This window comes from Streptomyces ortus (genome assembly GCF_026341275.1).
GTDB lineage: Bacteria > Actinomycetota > Actinomycetes > Streptomycetales > Streptomycetaceae > Streptomyces > Streptomyces ortus.
Genome location: NZ_JAIFZO010000002.1, coordinates 7,188,753 through 7,206,803, shown reverse-complemented (window position 1 = coordinate 7,206,803; position 18,051 = coordinate 7,188,753). Strand labels below are relative to the sequence as shown.

Genomic DNA, 18,051 nt, shown 5'->3' with positions numbered 1-18,051 from the left:
GAAGAAAGACGGCCACCGTCATGGAAACCCTCCAGAACTACATCGGCGGCCGGTGGGAAGAGCCGGCCGGCGAGGACCTCGTCGCCGTGGTCAACCCCGCCACCGAGGAGACGTTCGCGCGGTTCCGCGCGGGCAGCGCCGAGGACGTCGACCGCGCCGTGACCGGGGCGGTCGCGGCCCCAGCGGGTGGGCCACGCGCTCACCGTGGCCCGGCGTGGAACTGATCCACGCCTGGGCCGACACGATCGCCGCGCACGCCGCGGAACTGGCCGAACTGGAATGCCGGGAGATGGGCAAGCCTGTCGGCATCGGGCAGTCCTTCATCGCGGGGGCCGTGGCCGGACTGAAGGCCGCCGCGGACCAGGCACTCACCTACCCGTTCACCGAAACGGTGACCGGTACGAGTCCGGACCCGGATGCAGGGCCTGGTCCGGATGCGGGTGCGGATGCGGATGCAGGTACGGGTGCGGCAGGCGGGCGGACCGACATCGTCCGCCACCCGCTCGGCGTCACCGCCGTGATCACCCCGTGGAACTTCCCCGTCGTCATGGTCCTCGGCGCACTCGGCCCGCTGCTCGCCGCCGGGAACACCGTCGTGGTCAAGCCCTCCGAACGCTCCCCGGTCTCCACGGTCCGGCTGTTCGAACTGGCCGCCACCACCGGGCTGCCCCCGGGCGTACTGAACCTGGTCCTCGGCGACGCCCGCACCGGCGCGGCGCTCACGGAACACGAAGACGTACGGCTCGTCCACTTCACCGGCTCGGTCGGGGCGGGCCGCGCCGTGGGAACGGCGACCGGACGGCGCCTGAGCCGCAGTGTGCTCGAACTCGGCGGCAAGGACCCCGTCGTGATCGACGCCGGAGTCGATCCGGTGGCCACCGCGCAGGCCGTCGCGTTCGGCGCGTTCATCAACACCGGCCAGATCTGCACCTCCATGGAACGGATCTACGTCCATGAGCGGATCGCCGACGAGTTCGTCGAGGCACTCGTCGCCGCCGCGGGGACCTTCGCCGTCGGCGACGGCCTCGACCCCGCCACGATGCTCGGCCCGCTGGTGGACGAACGACAGCGCGACACCGTACGGCTCCACGTCGAGGACGCCGTCCACAAGGGCGCCACCGTCCGCGCGGGCGGGACCGTGCCGGAAGGCACCGGCTACTTCTACCCGGCGACCGTGCTCACCGGGGTCGACGACACCATGCTCGTGATGACCGAGGAGACGTTCGGCCCGGTCGCGCCCGTCACCGTCGTGCCGAGCTTCGAGGAGGGCCTGGCCCGCGCCGCCGCCTCCCGCTACGGCCTCGCCGCCACCGTCTACACCGACGATCCCGGCCACATCGCGGCGGCCTCGCATCTGCCCGTGGGGGTCGTCTGGGTCAACCAGTGGCAGGGCGGCGGCCCCGAGAGGCTGTACGAGCCCGCCCGCGACAGCGGTATGGGAGCCACCGGGGCCCGTGCCGCCTACGACGCGGCGACCCGGCCCGCCGCCGTGCACATCGCCGCCACCGCTCCGGCGGCCGGCCGGTGACCACCGCCAAGGAGGCCGCGGCACGGCACGTCCGTGCCGCGGCGGACGACCTGATCGCCCTCTCCCACCGGATCCACGCCCACCCCGAGCTGGCCTTCGAGGAGTACCTCGCCAGCCGCTGGGTCGCCGACGCCCTCGGCGACGCGGGGTTCGAGGTCGAGCACGGCTACTGCGGGCTGCCGACCGCCGTGCAGGCGACGGTCGGCAGCGGGCCGACGCACATCGCGATCTGCGCGGAGTACGACGCGCTGCCCGACATCGGCCACGCCTGCGGCCACAACGTCATCGCCGCCGCGGCTGTCGGCGCCGGTATCGCACTCGCCCCCTTGGCGGACGAACTCGGCCTGACCGTACGGGTGCTCGGCACCCCCGCCGAGGAAGGCGGCGGCGGCAAGGTGCTGATGCTGGAACAGGGCGCCTTCGACGGCGTGCACGCCGCCATGATGGTCCATCCGGCGGCGGTCGAGATGGCGGCGATGCCCGGCCTGGCCGTCACCCAGTTCGATGTGGCCTACGAAGGCAAGGCGGCCCACGCCGGCGCCTATCCCGAGCTGGGCGTCAACGCGGCGGACGCCATGACCGTCGCCCAGGTGGCCGTCGGGCTGCTGCGCCAGCACACCGGCGCCTCCGACCGCGTCCACGGCATCGTCACCCACGCCGGCTCCGCCGCCAACATCGTCCCCGACGCCAGCCGGGGGCGCTGGATCGTACGCAGCGACGACCTGGACGCGCTGCGGCCGTTGTCCGAGCGGGTGCGCCGCTGCTTCGAGGCGGGCGCGCTGGCCACCGGCTGCGAGCTGTCCACCACACCGGTCGGCCCCGACTACGCCGACCTGCGGCCGGACCGGGACCTGCTGGACCTGTGGGTCGCCAACGCGACGGCACTGGGCCGCTGCTTCCCCGAACTGCCGGCCGGCGTCACCGGCGCCGCCACCGACATGGGGAACGTCTCCCACGTCGTGCCCACCATCCACCCCATGCTCGGCCTCGACTGCGCGCCCGCGGTCAACCACCAGCCGGAGTTCACCGCCGCCTCCCGCACCCAGGCGGCGGACCGGGCCGCACTCGACGGAGCAACGGGCATGGCCTGGACAGCCATCGACGTGGCACGCGCGGCTCAGCGCCCCCGGTAACCCCAGTCGCCCCGCCGAACACCAAGTAGGGGCCGAACGCGCGTCTCCGCGCGTGCTGTTCAGGTGCGCGATCGCCCTGTGGTCCCCCACTGGCCCCCACAGGCCCCCACAGCAACTGCGCCGTGCTGGCGGATCCGCCCGGACGGATTCCCCCTTGATTCGCCGAAAAGATTATGGCGTAGCCCTTTTCCGGCAGTTTCCGTCGCACGCACAATAATCCGCATCTATTCATGTAGATGCAACGAGCAACTGCAGCAGCGGGCTTCAGTCGTAGTTCTCCGCGTGAGTTCGGGGGTATCAGTCTCCTATTGATTGCGCGCGACATGACCGCGCACCATCATGAAGAATCCGGTTGTCCTGCCGACAGGACACCATGGCGACGCCATCGGCTATTCGCCGGATCACGTCATGAAAGGTGGGTGCTGTATGTTCGTCCCCAGTCATTACCGGGAACCACATGTTTCATGGATGGTCGACTTGATGCGTGAGAATCCTCTGGCGCTGATGGCCAGTAACGGAAATCCCGCTGACGGACCCTACGCCACCCACCTTCCCGTCATCATCGACCCCGAATGGGACGACTCGCCCGCTCCGGACCTGGCCGGCCTGCCACTGCTGGGCCACATGAACCGAGCCAATCCGCATTGGGCGGCACTGGAGACCGGCTCGGTGAACCTCTTCACGTTCACCGGTCCGCACGCTTATGTCTCGCCCACTGTCTACGACATCGCACCGGCCGCCCCCACCTGGAACTTCACCTCCGTGCACGTGCATGGAGTGGTGGAGAAATTCGAGACGATCGACGAGACGCTCGGCGTCGTGCAGGCGACGGTGCAGGCCTTCGAGAAGGCATTCGGTGACAACTGGGACATGACCGAATCCCTCACCTACTTTCGCAAGATCGTGCCCGCGGTGGGCGCCTTCCGCATCAGGGTGACCAAGGCGGAGGGCATGTTCAAACTCAGCCAGGAACAACGCCCCGAGATCCGTGAGCGGGTGGAGCAGTCGTTCGCCGGACGCGGTTGCACCCGGCACGCCCGGACGGCCGACCTCATGGGCCGCCTGCCATAACACCGTCTCGCGTGAGACGGGGTCCGCACCCCGTCGTGCCGGGTGTGCGGACCCCGCGAATTCTCCCGCGCCCTGCCTCCCTCGGTCTTCCCTGCCTTCCCTGCTCTCCTCGGCCGTCCCGGGCTTTCCGTCCGATCGGTCAGAAGATCAGGCGAGCGGCACTTGCGGATCCGCTTCCTTTTCCTTCAGCACCTGCTCGGCGGCGGCATCGAGGGTGGCGGTCACCCACTCCCCCAACTCGGTTCCGGCGAGCGCCGCCGCCTTGTGCCACCACTGGAGCCGATGGTCGGGCAGGGCGAGCCGGTGCGTGGTTGCGACAGCGTTCGTCTGCTGCGCGGCGCCCTCGCGTTCGGCCCGGATCGCGTTGCGCAGTTGCTTGGTGTTCCACTTCGTCCGCTCCGCGCGATCGAGCCAGGTCTCCTGGTCGTCGACGGGCAGCGACGCCAGCTCGGCGTGGTGCTGGAAGCTGAGCGCGGGCCGGCGCCGGTGCAGTTCGAACCGTCGGGCGACCCAGGCGTAGTTGCGCAGTGTCTGATACTGCAGCCCGGCCGCGCGGATGCCGCGCTCATAGCGGTCGGCGTACTGGTCCTTGCCGAAGATGAGCCAGTCCCCGAGCCACCAGGACGACGAGTTGACCAACCCGGACAGCTGACGGCCGGCGCGTTCCCACTCCTCGAAGGTGAGGCCCGTGGGTATGTGCAGCCCCACATTCGTGGTGAGCACCTGCTCACGCCGTAATGCCGGACCTCCGCCTCTACGCTGCCTCGGAATCTCCTCTGCGGTCTTGCCGAATGTGTGTGGTGTGGATTCCCTGCACTTCTCGACCTGCTTCGCCATCACGCCTCCGTGTCAACGCGCGGAAAATGCTGATGGGTTCGCGGTGGTTCCCCTTCAAACACTGAGACCGTTCACCCCCGTTGCAGCACCTACATGCCATGCATGGTGACCACCGCTCGAAACACGGGCGACCTGAATGAACCAGTCATTGCACGGTTCCCCGTTGCGGCCGAGACAGCCCACCGTTGCACCCCGAGTAGACCCCGACATCAATACGAGTTCAAGAATCTTGGCGCCATCGGGCACTACTTTGCGGAGTTCTCACGTCCCTTTGGTCCAGTGGTCTAGCCCGCAGTTGGCGTGAACCGAGCAGGTGTGCGAGGCGCCCGGCGGCCCGTTCCACCACCGCCTCCCGACACGGAGGCCCTCGAATCACCTGCATCGACGCTCCCGGACCACGCTTCCCCAGCGACCGGATGCTCCATATCCCAGCAGCTCAGGACGGGTTGGAGGGCCAGCCCCCGACAGCCGCCACCAGGGTGTGCGGGGACGCTCACGCTCTTCACGACATATGCCATATTCAACCGCGCTCCCGCCACCACACCCTCAACAACGCGTGCCACGCAAGGCGCCAAAACAAGCCATGCGCCGGACAGTGGCGCCACCTTGGTGCGCCACCTACACTCTCTCTCCACAACGCTCAGTAGTCACGGGGGAGTTATTGCGCCATGGATGTGGCCCCATCGGAAGCCTGGTCAACCTCACGGAATACGACGTACGGCGGCAATTCGGGCTTAACTCTGGATCGTTTCAGCGGAACAATATTCAAGAGCTTGCGTCGGATCGACCAACGCAAGATGGCGCACGCCTATCTGGAAGGGCTGCTCGTCACGTCGGGTAAGAAGTCGCTGCGCCGACTGGCCACCGCAATCTCACCGGACCCGTCCGCGGTGCAGTCACTGCGGCAGTTCGTCAGCCTCAGCCCCTGGAACTTCGACGAGGTCATGGAAGAACTCACCCGCTGGGTGACCGACCACGATCCCGAACCGATCTGGCCCATAGGCCGGGCCGTCATGCCCAAACGGGGTGACAGATCGGTGGGCGTCCACCGCTATTTCGACCCGTCCTCGGGCCGTACGCTCAACTGCCAGCTGGGACTGGGCTCCTTCCTCCGCGTCGGCACCACCCAGGTGCCCGTCGACTGGTGCCTGCACCTGCCGATGAGTTGGACACAGGACTCGGGACGACGCAGGGACGCCCGCATACCCGACGCCGAGCGGTACCGGCCCATGTGGAGGCACACCCTGCGGCTCGTGGACCGGCTGTCGGCCCGCACGGGATCCACATCCTCCGTGACCCTCGTCGACATGAGCGACGAACCCGACGTGGAGCACCTGCTGTCCGGACTCGCCAAACGTCACCGCGACTTCGTCGTCGCGGTGGCACCGCACCTGCCGGTGCAGCCGGCCGGCGAAACCGCCGGAGGACCGGTGACGGCGAGGGCTCTGGCCTTCGCGCAGACCCCGGAGACCGCGGTCGTCCCCCTGGACAGCGGACGGCAGCGCGTCGCGCACCTCCAGACCACGCTCGTCCACCTGCCCCGCAATTCCCAGGGGCGCTCCCCCGGCCCTCCGTACCGGCTCTTCACCGAAGGAGGACCGGCCCACACATCGGGACGGCTGTGGCTCACCAGCCTCACCCACCACACCCTCTCGGAGGTCTGCCGGGTCGCCGCGCTGCACGCCGGCACGACCGACGTGATCGCGTCGATGGAACGGGACTTCGGCCTGCTGGACTTCGAGGGGCGCTCCTTCCCCGGGTGGTACCACCACACAGCTCTCGTGTCCGCCGCGTACACCTATCAGCGTCTGCATGGGCGCGCCGTCGAGCCGTCGCGCGAGATGGCGGAGAGAGTGCTCTGAGGGACACGGCGCCGCCTACGGCCGCCCACGGCCCGGACGGAAGTGGCCGTCAGGATGACGATACAACGATGCCACCACATGGCACCATAAAGATGCGCCAGTACGCGCCATGTTGGCGCATGCTGGCGCCCCATTGACGGGCCGGACATCGCGTGCCCTTCCTGTGACACCCGTGACCTGCGGGTATCACCGCCAGAACAGGCATCCCCGGCAACCGCACGGCCCCCTTTGACCGGAAGACGACGCCGTGCGGCTGCCGGGGGATGTCCGGCGGACTCGTGCGCATCGAGCGGACTGCCCGTGCTGGCCCCTTTGCCCAGGCGGCGAGTGCCGTTCAAACCTCGTCGGCGCGCCCCGACACCGCCTTGACCGATTCCGCTCGCCGTCGACGCGACACCCCCGTGTCCTCCGTGCTTGACATGACGTTATGGCGCTAACGTGACGCCATGCCATCAGCAGAGAGTCGCGCCGCGCACGCTCAGGCGCCCGTGCCCGGCTCCCGGTCGGCCCCGCGGGAACCCGCGCAGAGGGCACTGACGGTGAGAGCGCACCGGGATGCGCCGGGTCCTCCGGCGCATCCCGCTCACGCTCCGGCATGTCGCACCCTCGGGCCCGTGGGCCATTGCCGTGACCAAGCGTCAATCCGCGTCGTCCGCGCTGCCCTCTTCACCGGATCGGCGGCCACAGACATTCCGAAGGCGGCTCGCCATTCCGACGTTCGACACACCAGCACCTGTCCGCGTGGTGCTCAGCCTGACGCTCGGCCAGGTCCACATAGCCGCGAGTGACCGCACCGACACCACGGTGAGGGTGTATCCGCGCGACAGCGGCGACCAGGACGACGTGCAGGCGGCCGAGGAGCTGTACGTGGAATACGCGGACGGTCGGCTGCTCGTGGAGGTCCCCGAGCCCGGCCGAACCGGAGGCGCTGTCACCGTGGTGATGGCCGTGCCGACGGGATCGAGCCTGCACGGCCGCGGCATGGCGGCGGACTTCCTGGCCGTGGGAGAACTCGGCAACTGCCGGCTCAGCACAGGGATGGGCCGCATCGGGCTCGACCGCACCGGCGGTCTGCACCTCACCTCCTCCCTCGGAGACATCACGGTCGACTGCGCGGCCGGCAGCGTCAAGGCCACGGCCGCCGGGGGTGACGTCCACATGCGGCAGGTCGAAGGCAGCGCCACGATCAGGACAATGGGTGACGGCGCCGCCAGAGTGGGGACGGTGTGCGGTGTCGCCCGCATGCGCACCGAGAAGGGGGAGATCCGGATCAGCCGGGCTCACACCGACGTGGAGGCCCGCACGTTGCAGGGCGGTATCGACATCGGGGAGGTGATCTGCGGATCCGTCGTGGCCGTCACCTCGTTCGGCAACATCCGCATCGGTGTGGCCGAGACGAGCGAGGCCCGCCTGTCCCTCGACTCCGCCGCGGGCACCGCCTACACCTCTCTGCTGCTCCTGGCGGGGGCGCAACAGGCCGACGACATCGTCCATGTCCGTGCGCGGGCCGCGATCGGCGACATCGTGGTGGAACGTTCCCGCTTGGACTGACCCCGAGCGCGGACCGCTCCGGGCTCGTGTCCCTTCCACGTGGCGCCTTGTCCGCGACACTCACCGGCGTCACGCCAACCGTCGGCCCGCAGCCCCGAGAACCGCGTCGCCCCGTCTCCGCGCCAAGCGTCCGACCTGCGCATATACACCCTGGACGAATAAGCCAAGCAGGCGCCATGCGGCGCAACCCGTGTGCCATGATTGGTCCATGGAACTACGGGAGTATGTCGAGGCGCTGCGCGACGAACTGGTCGCAGCGTCCGCGGCAGGGGACTCCGAGACCCGTGCGATCGCCGAGCGACTCGTCGCCCCGCTGGAGCCGGCCGTCCGGCTCACGTTGCTCAAGGTTCTGTCGGCCGCCGCCGACGAGATCAGCCGGGACCTGGCACCCGGCTCGGTGGATCTCCGCCTGCGCGGAATGGAACCCAGTTTCGTGGTGACTCCGCCTTCGAGCGACGAGGGCCTCGTCGAGGCCGGCCCGGACGAGACCGGTGACGCGGCGGGTGACTGGCCGGCCGAAGCGCTCGGTGGCGCCGTGAACGGAACGGCCCGGATCAACTTCCGGCCGCCGCAGGCGATGAAGGACCAGATCGAGGAGGCGGCGTCCCGGCAGGGGATGTCCATCAACGCCTGGATGGTCCGCGCCTCCGCCTCTGCGCTGGCCAACAGCAAGCGAGCGTCCCGCGCCAGGCAGCAGTTCAACGGCTGGGTGCGATAGCCGCCCCGACAGACGCGGACGGCGGTCCGTCGTCGGACGAGCTCGTCGGACGTCACGTCTTCGAACGCGCCATGTCGGGTGGGCCACCAGGCCGCTCACGCAGGAGGTGGGGTCCGGCTCAGTACGGCTCTCATGTCGGCCAGCAGCGCGGCCTCCTCCGCCCTGAGGTAGAAGTGGCCTCCGGGCAGCACCCGGAGCCGGAAGACGCCCTGCGTCATATCGGCCCAGCCGCGCATCTGCTCCGGGGTGACCTCGGGATCGTCGTCGCCGGTGTAGCCGTAGACCGGGCAGTCGAGCGGCGGCCGGTCGCCACCGCGATAGTCGTCGACCAGCCGGTAGTCCGCGCGGATCGCCGGCAGCAGGATCTCCCTCAGATCGGGGTCCTCGAAGACCGGAGCCCGGCTCTCGTCAAACCTGAGGACATCCGCGATGACCTCCTCGTCCGTGCCGACGAACCGGCGCTGGCCCTCCAGCGCGTGCGGCGGACGTCGGCCTGACACGCACAGGGCGGTCGGCGGACAGCCACGCTTCTGGAGGCGCAGCGCCACCTCGTGCGCCACCGACGCACCCATGCTGTGGCCGAACAACACCAGCCGGTGCCGCGCCAGTTCGACCAGGGCGTCGGCTATGTCGTCGGCGAGGGTGTCCAGCCCGGCCGGGAACGGATCACCGAGTCGGTCCTCCCGGCCGGGGTACCGGACGGCGAGCACACCGATGTTCGAGGGCAGGCCCAGCGTCCAGGTGCGGTACGCGTTCGTCCAACCGCCGGCGTGGGGGAAGCAGACGAGCTTCGTCAGGCAGCCGTCGCCGTCCCGGAAGCGGCGTATCCACCGCTCTTCCACCGGACTCCTCATCCCGAAGCCTCCTTTCGGTATACCGAGACACGGAGAGAGTGGAGCGACTCCGTGATCGGAGCCTACGCGCGCACACCTCGGCCAAGGGCGGAATGCGGGCACGCGGGCTCCGGTACGGGGCCGGCCGGTATGACGTCCGGTCCGTTCGCCTCCGCGGTCCGGTCCGGCTAACGGACGTCTCCGCCGATCTCGGCGAAGACGTCCCGCTCGGCGTCCCGCCCCGCACGCCCGGCCACGATCGAGTCGGCGATCTCACCGCTGCGGACAGCGATGTTCGACAGGAGCGAGGAGGTCAGGCCGTGAGTGTGCTCGGTGCCGCCCTGAAGGTAGATGCCGCAGCGCAACTCGGGACCGGTCACGATGCGGTAGTCCCGCTCCACCCGGTAGCGGCCCGCGTCGTCGCGCATGCAGTGGCGGTCCAGATCACCGAGCAGCCGGGTGGGCTCCATCGTGCTGTATCCGGTCGCGCAGACGAGTGCGTCGAAGTCGAGTTCGCGCACCTCCTCGTCGGGGCCCACCTGGAGCGAGACACGGGTCTCGGCGCTGAGGCTCTTCACACCGCTGACCCTCGTCAGATTGAGGAACTCAAGGCGCCGGATACCCCGCACCTCGTCGTCGTAGGACCGGCGGTACAGGTCCCGGATCACCTCGTCGTCGACGACCGAGTAGTTGGTGTTGCGGTGGTACCGCCAGAACGCCTCCCGCGTCTGGTCGGTGCCGAAGTAGTAGTCGTCGACGGCCGCGGGGTCGAAGATCTGGTTGGCGAAGGGGGTGTCGTCCGCGACGGAGTAGCCGTAGGACGGGATGACCGCGTACACCTGGGCGTGCGGGAGCTCGTCGTAGAGGAACCTGGTGATCTCGGCCGCGCTCTGTCCCGCTCCGACCACCGCGACCCGACGCAGTTCGGCGGGGTTCGCCCGGCGGAATTTCTCCAGGAACTCCGAGCTGTGCCACACCCGGTCGTCGCGCTCGGTACCGACGGGCATGCTCGGGACCAGTCCGGTCGAGATCACCACGTTCCGCGCCTCGACGACACGGCCGATCCTGCCGGTGGCGTCCGCCACCTCCAGGCGCAGACGGTCCGCGCGCTCCGGGTCGACGTCCGCCGGCAGCCCGATCGACACCACCTCGGAGCCGTACGCGATGCGATCGGCCACGCGTGCCTGGGCCCACTCAAGGTACTGATGGAACTCCTGGCGCGTCGGGAAGAAGTCCTGGTTGTTGACGAACTGCGTCAGGCGCCCCGATGCGTGCAGATAGGCGATGAAGCTGAAATTCGACGTCGGATTGCGGAACGTGACCAGATCTTTGAGGAAGGATATCTGCATGGTCGCTGACGGCAGCAGCATGTTGCGGTGCCAACCGAATGCGGACTGCCGCTCCAAAAAGAGGGCGCTGACCTCATTTCCCGGATTGTTCGCCCGATATTCCTCCAGGGCTATGGCGAGTGACAGATTCGAAGGGCCGAAACCGATGCCGACAACATCGTAGGTCTCGTGTTCACGATCACTCATAGAAGATTCTCTCCCGCTGGCATGACTGAGCGATGTGTGGGTCGCATCTTCGATCGGCAAATTTCCACTCCTAGAGGAATGCGCGTCCGGGCGGGATTGAATTTCCAGCGGTCGCGCCGCCAACGTAGACCGGCACGGCGAACGGTTTCAAGTACGCCGACCTCAACGCATTCCTGTCCCGTCGGCGGGACACGAATATACGCACTCAAGGGCACCACCGTACTCGGGCAAATGGGCCACGTGAATCCCCCGAGAAAGCGGTACGGGTGAGAGACCCGCGCGAGGGACCGGCCACCGAGTCGGAGGAGAGGTCCGGCGCGATGAGGTACGCGACCCGGTCCGGAGGCCTTCCCGGGCGAACAGCGGCGCGACTCTGCGCGCGGCCGACGGCGATCCGCCACGGACCGGAGCGGTGGCGCTCCTTCAATTCTTCACCGGAACGGCATCCGATTCGGACAGATTTCTGGCGGCCTGCCAGGAAAACGAGAAGATTCCTTGCCCTGCCGCATCACTGGGGCATTGACTTTACTGTCGCCGCGTTATTCCTTTCTCACCGGGAACCGATCGGGAATCGTTCCCGAAATCCTGGAAAGTTTCCAGCGGAGGGAATCAAGTTGCCGCACACATATTCGGAACGGACGGCATCCGGCGAGCGAAAGGTGTCAGCCCGGCGTTACCTCATGTGCCGCCCTTCATATTTCGACGTCACCTACTCGATCAATCCGTGGATGGCCCCGGATCGTCCCACCTCGGCAGAGACGGGACTGGCCCAGTGGAAAGGGCTGTTCGATACGTTCGTGGAACTCGGGCACGACGTGGAACTGATCGAACCGGTACCGGGACTTCCCGACATGGTCTTCGCCGCCAACGGCGCCATCGTCGTGGACGGAAAGGTGCTCGTCGCGCGATTCCGGCATCCCCAGCGCGGGGACGAGTCGGCGGCCTATCTCGAATGGTTCGGACGCGGCGGCTGGTCCGAGGTCCGGCAGGCGAGATACGTCAACGAGGGTGAGGGCGACTTCCTCTGGGCCGGCGGGGAAATGCTGGCCGGCACCGGATTCCGCTCCGAATCCCGGGCCCACGCCGAGGTGCGCGAGTTCTTCGGCTGCCCCGTGACCGGCCTGACCCTCGTCGACCCACGGTTCTACCACCTCGACACGGCACTGGCGGTGCTCGGGGACCGGAAAATCATGTACTACCCGGCGGCCTTCTCCCCGGAGAGCCGGGCGGTACTGGCGGAACGATTCCCCGACGCGATCCTCGCCGAGGAGTCAGATGCCGCCGTGTTCGGCCTCAACGCGCTGTCGGACGGACACAACGTCGTCCTGCCCCGGGCCGCCACCGGCCTCGCCGCGCAGCTGCGCGAGCACGGATACCGTCCCCTCGGCGCCGACCTGACCGAGCTACTGAAAGCCGGCGGCAGCGTCAAGTGCTGCACGCTCGAACTGCGTACGTGAGGCGCGAAGCGGTGTGAACGCGACCGTCGAGTGCGGCTGTCCCGTCAGCGGGACAGCCGCACTCCGGGCGTTGAGCACCTAGAACCGGCGGCCCACCGGCCCCGGTTCACACCCCGGGGCCCGCAGGCCGTGGTGACCGCACCGTGCACCGTGGTCATGCGCTGCAGGACGCCGGCAGACACCGGTCACACCCGCCCACCCTCGACGAGAAACCCGTGGCGCCATGCGGCATCACTCTGTAGCCATCACGCCGCCATCAGCACGACCCCCATCGATGTGGCGCCATCGCGGCGCGAACAATCTTCCGACGTTTCCGCAGTTAGATGCGGTGACCGAAGGGATATCGAGCGGAGGGTGCCATTCCCGCTTGCATGTGGCACCACAATGCTGCCACTATGACGTCATGGACCTCACGCCGCATATCGACGCTCTCCGGCGCGAACTACTGGTGGCCGCGGAAGCCGGCGGGGGAGACGCCCGTGAACTGGCCGAGCGGCTCATCGCTCCCCTGGAGGCGGCGACCCACCTGGCCATGCTCAACGTGCTCTCCGCGGCGATGGACGACATCACGCGTGACCTCGCGCCAGGGTCGGTCGATCTGCGGCTGCGTGGGCTCGACCCCGATTTCGTGGTGACGCGGCCACCGGGTGAGGGCAGCGCCCTCGCGGACATCCCCGAGCACATCGACTCGCCCGTGCCGCCCGCCGACGGCGAGGAAGGCGGCACCGCCCGGGTCAACCTGCGTCTGCCGGCCCACCTCAAGGCCCGGGCCGAAGAAGTGGCCAAGCGCGAGGGACTGTCGGTCAACGCGTGGCTGGTGCGCACCGTCTCGGCCGCGATCTACGGCGGCACCCGGCCGCGTGCGACGGAGAGGACCCACACCGTCGGACAGAGCATGACGGGCTGGGTGCGCTAGCCGCGCCGCCGCCCACTTCGCCCACACCACGTCCCACCAGCGGGGACGCCCCACGAACCCAAGAGGACGGGACGACCATGCCTTCTTTCGACACCCCCGAGCCGATCTCCGCCGTCGCGCATCTGGAGGCCGGCACCATCCAGTTCACCGCGGCCGACCGGACCGACACGGTCGTCGAGGTACGGCCACGCGAGCCCGAGAAGGACCAGGACCTGCGGACCGCCAAGCAGACGGAGGTGACGTACGCGGGCGGGGTGCTGACCGTCAAGACGCCCAAGGCGAACCTGTTCGGCCGCACGGGCACCGTCGACGTGACGGTCGAGCTGCCCACGGACTCGCAGATCGACATCACCGGTGGCGGGGTACAGGCGGTCTGCGAGGGCCTGTTCGGCGAGGTCCGGGTGAACATCTCGGCCGGCGAGGTGCGCCTGGGCACCACCGGACCACTGCGGGCGACCGCGCCGAACGGTTCGATCAGCGTGGACCGGGTCGAGGGCAAGGCCGAGATCACCACCAACACCGGCAACCTGCGCGTCGGCCTCGTCGACGGCCCCGCCGTCCTGAAGAACTCACACGGCACCACGGCCCTCGGCGCGGTGACCGGCGATCTGAAGGCCACCAGCGCCCACGGTGACATCGAGATCCGGCGCGCCGAGGCCTCGGTCACCGCCACCACCGCCAACGGCGCCGTCCGCCTCGGTGAAGTGGCCCGCGGCAGCGTTCAGCTGGAGACCTCCTACGGCGCCATCGAGATCGGCATCCGCGAGGGCACCGCCGCCTGGCTCGACGTCAGCTCGGGTTCCGGTCATGTGCGCAACGCGCTCGACACCACCGACGCCCCACAGGAGACCGACGACACCGTCGAGGTCCTCGCCCGCACCCAGCACGGCAACATCACGGTCCTGCGCGCCACCGCCTGACCACCGTCCCTCGGACCACCCCGTCCCATTCCCTCACCTCACCCTTCGAACGGAGGACACCATGCCAACTCCTGTCATGCCCACGTCCAGGCAAGCCGACGGCCCCGTCTCCTCGGCCGCCGTCTCCGCCATCGGGCTGCGCAAGTCGTACGGCGACAAGGTCGTGCTCGACGGCATCGACCTGCACATCCCGGCCGGCTCGGTCTTCGCCCTGCTCGGCCCGAACGGCGCCGGCAAGACCACCACCGTGCAGATCCTGTCCACCCTCATCACCGCCGACGGCGGCCAGGCCCAGGTCTCGGGTCACGACATCGCCGCCGAACCGCAGGACGTACGGGCCTCGATCGGAGTCACCGGGCAGTTCTCCGCCGTCGACGGCCTGATCACCGGCGAGGAGAACATGCTGCTCATGGCCGACCTGCACCACCTGCCCCGGAGCGAGGGACGCCGCGTCACCGCCGAACTGCTGGAGCGCTTCGACCTCACCGACGCGGCGAAGAAGCCCGCCATCACCTACTCCGGCGGCATGAAGCGCCGCCTGGACATCGCCATGACTCTGGTCGGCAGCCCGCGGATCATCTTCCTCGACGAGCCCACCACCGGCCTCGACCCCCGCTCCCGCCACACCATGTGGCAGATCATCCGCGAACTGGTCACGGGCGGCGTCACCGTCTTCCTCACCACCCAGTACCTGGAGGAGGCCGACCAGCTCGCCGACCGCATCGCCGTCCTCAACAACGGCACGATCGCCGCCCAGGGAACCGCCGAGGAACTCAAGCGCCTCATCCCCGGCGGACACGTCCGCCTCCGCTTCACCGACCCCGGCGCCTACCAGAGCGCCGTGAGCGAACTGCGCGAGGCGACCCGGGACGACGAGGCGCTCGCGCTGCAGATCCCCAGCGACGGCAGCCAGCGCGAGCTGCGCTCCATCCTCGACTGGCTGGACTCCACCGGCATCGAGGCCGACGAACTCACCGTGCACACCCCCGACCTCGACGACGTCTTCTTCGCCCTCACCGGCGGCACCGACAAGGCCCAGGAGGCTGTCCGATGAGCGCTCCCCTCGCCCCCGCCCGCCCGAGCCGCGTCTCCCTCGCTGTGCGCGACTCGTCGACGATGCTGCGCCGCAACCTGCTGCACGCCCGGCGCTACCCCTCCCTCACCCTGAACCTGCTGCTCACCCCGATCCTGCTGCTGCTGCTCTTCGTCTACATCTTCGGGGACGTGATGAGCGCGGGCATCGGCGGTGGGAGTCCCGACCGCTCCGAGTACATCGCGTACATCGTGCCGGGTCTGTTGCTGATGACCGTCGGCAACACCCTGGTCGGCACCGCGGTGTCCGTCTCCAACGACATGACCCAGGGCATCATCGCCCGCTTCCGGACCATGGCGATCCACCGCGGCTCGGTACTCATCGGTCACGTCGTCGGCAGCGTCCTCAAGGCGATCACGACCGTGCTCTTCGTCGGTGTCATCGCGGTGGCCATCGGCTTCCGGTCCAAGGACGCCTCGGCCCTGGAATGGCTCGCGGCATTCGGGCTGCTGGTGCTCTTCGCCCTGGCACTCACCTGGATCGCGGTCGGCATGGGCCTGATCAGCCCGAGCATCGAGGCGGCCAGCAACAACGCCCTGCCGCTGGCCTTCCTCCCGCTCATCTCCAGCACCTTCGTACCGGTCGACGCGATGCCGGGCTGGTTCCGGCCGATCGCCGAGTACCAGCCGTTCACCCCGACCATCGAGACCCTGCGCGGCCTGCTGCTCGGCACCGAGATCGGCCACAACGGCTGGATCGCGATCGCCTGGTGCCTGGCCCTCACCGCCCTCGGCTACTTCTGGTCGAAGTCGGTCTTCAACCGCGCCGCGAAGTAGCCGGGACGACCACCGCGACACGTACCCCGGTTCGTCCGCAGGAGGGCGGCGTACCCCGACACCACGTCGGGGTACGCCGCCCTTCGCGCACCCGCCCACGACGTCCCTCGTCCCCACAGGCTTGCGCTTCCCCGGGACACGCCGCCAACGTAGACCGACACGACGAAGCGAACACCGTGATGGTCGCCGGGCAACCGCCGCCGCTGAGCCACGACGGAGTACACGAAGCCCGGCGGCGCCTGACCGACCGCGTGGTGGACACGCCCGTGGTGCGCAGCGAGGAACTCGAACAGCTGGCCGGAGCCCGGCTGTGGCTGAAGGCGGAGAACCTCCAGCGGGGCGGCTCCTTCAAGATGCGTGGCGTGCTCCTCGCCGTGGAACGGCTGGTGGCGGCCGGCAGCCCCGGTGTGGTGACGCAGTCCACCGGCAACCACGCGCCGGCCGTGGCGCCGGCGGCCGCCCAGTACGGACTCCCGGCCGTCGTGGTACTGCCCACCGACGCCGCGCCGGCCAAGGTGGCACGGATCCGGGCCGCCGGCGCCGAGGTGCTCCAGGCGGGAACCACCCTGGCCGAGCGCGTCACGGTGGTCGACGAACTGACGCGCACCCGCGGTCTCGACGAGATCGACCCCTATCAGAACCCGGACGTGGTGGTCGGCCAGGGCACCACCACCGCCGACCTGCTGCATCAGGTGGACATCGTCGGCGGTCATCTGGACGCGGTGGTCCTGCCGGTGGGGGCGGCAGCGCGCTGGCCGGTGCCTGCCTGGCCACCACAGGCCGGAGCATCGACGTCTACGGCGCCGAGCCCAGCGCCGTCCCCGCTCTGACAGCGGCCCCGCGAGCCGGGAAGCCGGTCACCGTGGACGCCGGGCCCACCCTCGCCGACGGGCTGCGTCCCGACCGCATCGGCCGGCTCCCCTACGATCTGGCCCACGAGGTCGTCGCCGGGGTCTTCACGACCGAGGAAAGCGCATCGCCGAAGCGCTGCGCCTGGTCCTCGTCCACGCCCGCCTGCTCATCGAGCCCGGCGCCGCCACCGCGGTGGCGGGTGCGCTCCGCCTGGCCGCCGAGGGCCGCGCCCAGGACATCGGAGTCCTGGTGTCCGGCGGCAACGTCGACACCGGGCCCGTGGCATCCCTCCTGGACCACCGGCGCGCCTGAACGGGCCGCCGGCCACCTGGCTTCGACGCCTCCCGCACGTCGCGCCCGGGACGAGGCCGACACCACCAACCTCACCAGGAGGGTTCGGGAATGACACCGTCAGGGACGTTCGGCGGGGAGTGGCTCCACCGCTTCCACCCCAACGACGACAGTGAGTACCGCCTCGTCTGCTTCCCTCACGCCGGGGCGGGGCGGGGCGGGGCGCGGCGAGTTACTTCCACGCGCTGTCGGAGGCTCTCTCACCACACCTGGACGTGCTCTGCGTCCAGTACCCGGGACGTCGGGACCGGCGTGCCGATGACGGCCGGGCCTTCGTCTTCTTCGGCCACGGCACGGGTTCCGTCCTGCCTTCGAGGTGGCCCGCCGCTACCAGGACGACACCGGCACCCCGCCGGCCCGGCTGCTCGCCTCCGGTTGTCCCCCGCCCTCCCTGCTGCGCGGCGGGACGGTGCACCGCCGTGACGACGACGGCATCATCGAGGAGTTGCGCGCCGTCGGCGGGACCGATCCCGTCTACCGACGAGCACGGCCAGGAGGTCAACGACCTCATCTCCGGCACCGTCCGGGGCCTCTCCGCCGCCCGGGAAGCCGTGCCCTGCGCGGGCTGAGCCGTCCACCGTCGTACCACGGCAGGGCGGACGCCCCCGGTCGACGGCA

Annotated in this window: 18 protein-coding genes and 1 pseudogene; 15 read left to right on the top strand and 4 right to left on the bottom strand. The window is 69.3% G+C overall.

The annotated features are described in order from the left end of the window. Positions 1-20: 20 nt before the first annotated feature. From K3769_RS34580 to K3769_RS34565, 4 genes are all read left to right on the top strand, one after another. Positions 21-224, top strand: a complete 204-nt coding sequence (locus tag K3769_RS34580) for a hypothetical protein (RefSeq protein ID WP_267030172.1) — start codon at positions 21-23, stop codon at positions 222-224. Beyond that, on the top strand, positions 215-1,528 hold the full coding sequence (locus tag K3769_RS34575) for an aldehyde dehydrogenase family protein (RefSeq protein WP_267030171.1): 1,314 nt from the start codon (positions 215-217) through the stop codon (positions 1,526-1,528). The genes K3769_RS34580 and K3769_RS34575 overlap by 10 nt, the downstream gene beginning before the upstream one ends. After that, positions 1,525-2,661: a M20 family metallopeptidase gene (locus K3769_RS34570; RefSeq protein ID WP_267030170.1), complete on the top strand. Its 1,137-nt coding sequence runs from the start codon at positions 1,525-1,527 to the stop codon at positions 2,659-2,661. The genes K3769_RS34575 and K3769_RS34570 overlap by 4 nt, the downstream gene beginning before the upstream one ends. Before the next feature lie 339 nt (positions 2,662-3,000). Further along, a complete protein-coding gene (locus K3769_RS34565; RefSeq protein WP_267030169.1) occupies positions 3,001-3,732 on the top strand; it encodes an FMN-binding negative transcriptional regulator in 732 nt (243 codons plus the stop codon). A 147-nt stretch (positions 3,733-3,879) separates the two neighbouring features. Here the strand turns inward: K3769_RS34565 and K3769_RS34560 are convergent, their stop codons facing one another. Continuing rightward, on the bottom strand, positions 3,880-4,455 hold the full coding sequence (locus K3769_RS34560) for an LmbU family transcriptional regulator (RefSeq protein ID WP_267030168.1): 576 nt from the start codon (positions 4,453-4,455) through the stop codon (positions 3,880-3,882). A gap of 782 nt (positions 4,456-5,237) precedes the next feature. On the opposite strand from K3769_RS34560, the gene K3769_RS34555 reads away from it, so the two are divergent. The 3 genes from K3769_RS34555 to K3769_RS34545 all read left to right on the top strand — a co-directional run bounded on the left by K3769_RS34555 (position 5,238) and on the right by K3769_RS34545 (position 8,700). Beyond that, positions 5,238-6,431 (top strand): IS701 family transposase, encoded by a 1,194-nt coding sequence (locus tag K3769_RS34555; RefSeq protein ID WP_435369367.1) that lies wholly within the window; start codon positions 5,238-5,240, stop codon positions 6,429-6,431. A 741-nt stretch (positions 6,432-7,172) separates the two neighbouring features. Then, a complete protein-coding gene (locus K3769_RS34550; protein WP_267030166.1) occupies positions 7,173-7,982 on the top strand; it encodes a DUF4097 family beta strand repeat-containing protein in 810 nt (269 codons plus the stop codon). Positions 7,983-8,190: 208 nt separating this feature from the next. Further along, entirely contained in the window at positions 8,191-8,700 is a 510-nt protein-coding gene (locus tag K3769_RS34545) for a hypothetical protein (protein WP_267030165.1), read from the top strand. 95 nt (positions 8,701-8,795) lie between these two features. On the opposite strand, the gene K3769_RS34540 is transcribed toward K3769_RS34545, so the two are convergent. Together K3769_RS34540 and K3769_RS34535 are read right to left on the bottom strand one after the other, a co-directional pair. Beyond that, a complete protein-coding gene (locus tag K3769_RS34540) occupies positions 8,796-9,554 on the bottom strand; it encodes a thioesterase II family protein (RefSeq protein WP_267030164.1) in 759 nt (252 codons plus the stop codon). 167 nt (positions 9,555-9,721) lie between these two features. Then, positions 9,722-11,068, bottom strand: a complete 1,347-nt coding sequence (locus tag K3769_RS34535) for a lysine N(6)-hydroxylase/L-ornithine N(5)-oxygenase family protein (protein WP_267030163.1) — start codon at positions 11,066-11,068, stop codon at positions 9,722-9,724. Positions 11,069-11,682: 614 nt separating this feature from the next. Here K3769_RS34535 and ddaH point away from each other — a divergent pair. From ddaH to K3769_RS34505, 6 genes are all read left to right on the top strand, one after another. Further along, entirely contained in the window at positions 11,683-12,525 is an 843-nt protein-coding gene (gene ddaH, locus K3769_RS34530; protein WP_372515099.1) for a dimethylargininase, read from the top strand. Positions 12,526-12,928: 403 nt separating this feature from the next. After that, a complete protein-coding gene (locus K3769_RS34525; protein WP_267030162.1) occupies positions 12,929-13,441 on the top strand; it encodes a hypothetical protein in 513 nt (170 codons plus the stop codon). Positions 13,442-13,518: 77 nt separating this feature from the next. Continuing rightward, the gene (locus tag K3769_RS34520) at positions 13,519-14,361 is read left to right on the top strand and encodes a DUF4097 family beta strand repeat-containing protein (protein ID WP_267030161.1); all 843 of its coding nucleotides are present in this window, start codon (positions 13,519-13,521) and stop codon (positions 14,359-14,361) included. 61 nt (positions 14,362-14,422) lie between these two features. After that, entirely contained in the window at positions 14,423-15,415 is a 993-nt protein-coding gene (locus tag K3769_RS34515) for an ATP-binding cassette domain-containing protein (RefSeq protein WP_267030160.1), read from the top strand. Then, positions 15,412-16,230, top strand: a complete 819-nt coding sequence (locus K3769_RS34510; RefSeq protein WP_267030159.1) for an ABC transporter permease — start codon at positions 15,412-15,414, stop codon at positions 16,228-16,230. The genes K3769_RS34515 and K3769_RS34510 overlap by 4 nt, the downstream gene beginning before the upstream one ends. Before the next feature lie 179 nt (positions 16,231-16,409). Further along, positions 16,410-17,060: a pyridoxal-phosphate dependent enzyme gene (locus K3769_RS34505; protein WP_267030158.1), complete on the top strand. Its 651-nt coding sequence runs from the start codon at positions 16,410-16,412 to the stop codon at positions 17,058-17,060. Positions 17,061-17,151: 91 nt separating this feature from the next. On the opposite strand, the gene K3769_RS34500 is transcribed toward K3769_RS34505, so the two are convergent. Next, the gene (locus tag K3769_RS34500) at positions 17,152-17,382 is read right to left on the bottom strand and encodes a hypothetical protein (RefSeq protein WP_267030157.1); all 231 of its coding nucleotides are present in this window, start codon (positions 17,380-17,382) and stop codon (positions 17,152-17,154) included. 367 nt (positions 17,383-17,749) lie between these two features. Between K3769_RS34500 and K3769_RS40990 the strand changes: the two are divergent. Together K3769_RS40990 and K3769_RS34490 are read left to right on the top strand one after the other, a co-directional pair. After that, positions 17,750-17,845 (top strand): annotated as a pseudogene (locus tag K3769_RS40990) (hypothetical protein); the annotation flags it as partial. 7 nt (positions 17,846-17,852) lie between these two features. Beyond that, positions 17,853-18,002: a hypothetical protein gene (locus K3769_RS34490; protein WP_267031767.1), complete on the top strand. Its 150-nt coding sequence runs from the start codon at positions 17,853-17,855 to the stop codon at positions 18,000-18,002. Positions 18,003-18,051: the final 49 nt, after the last annotated feature.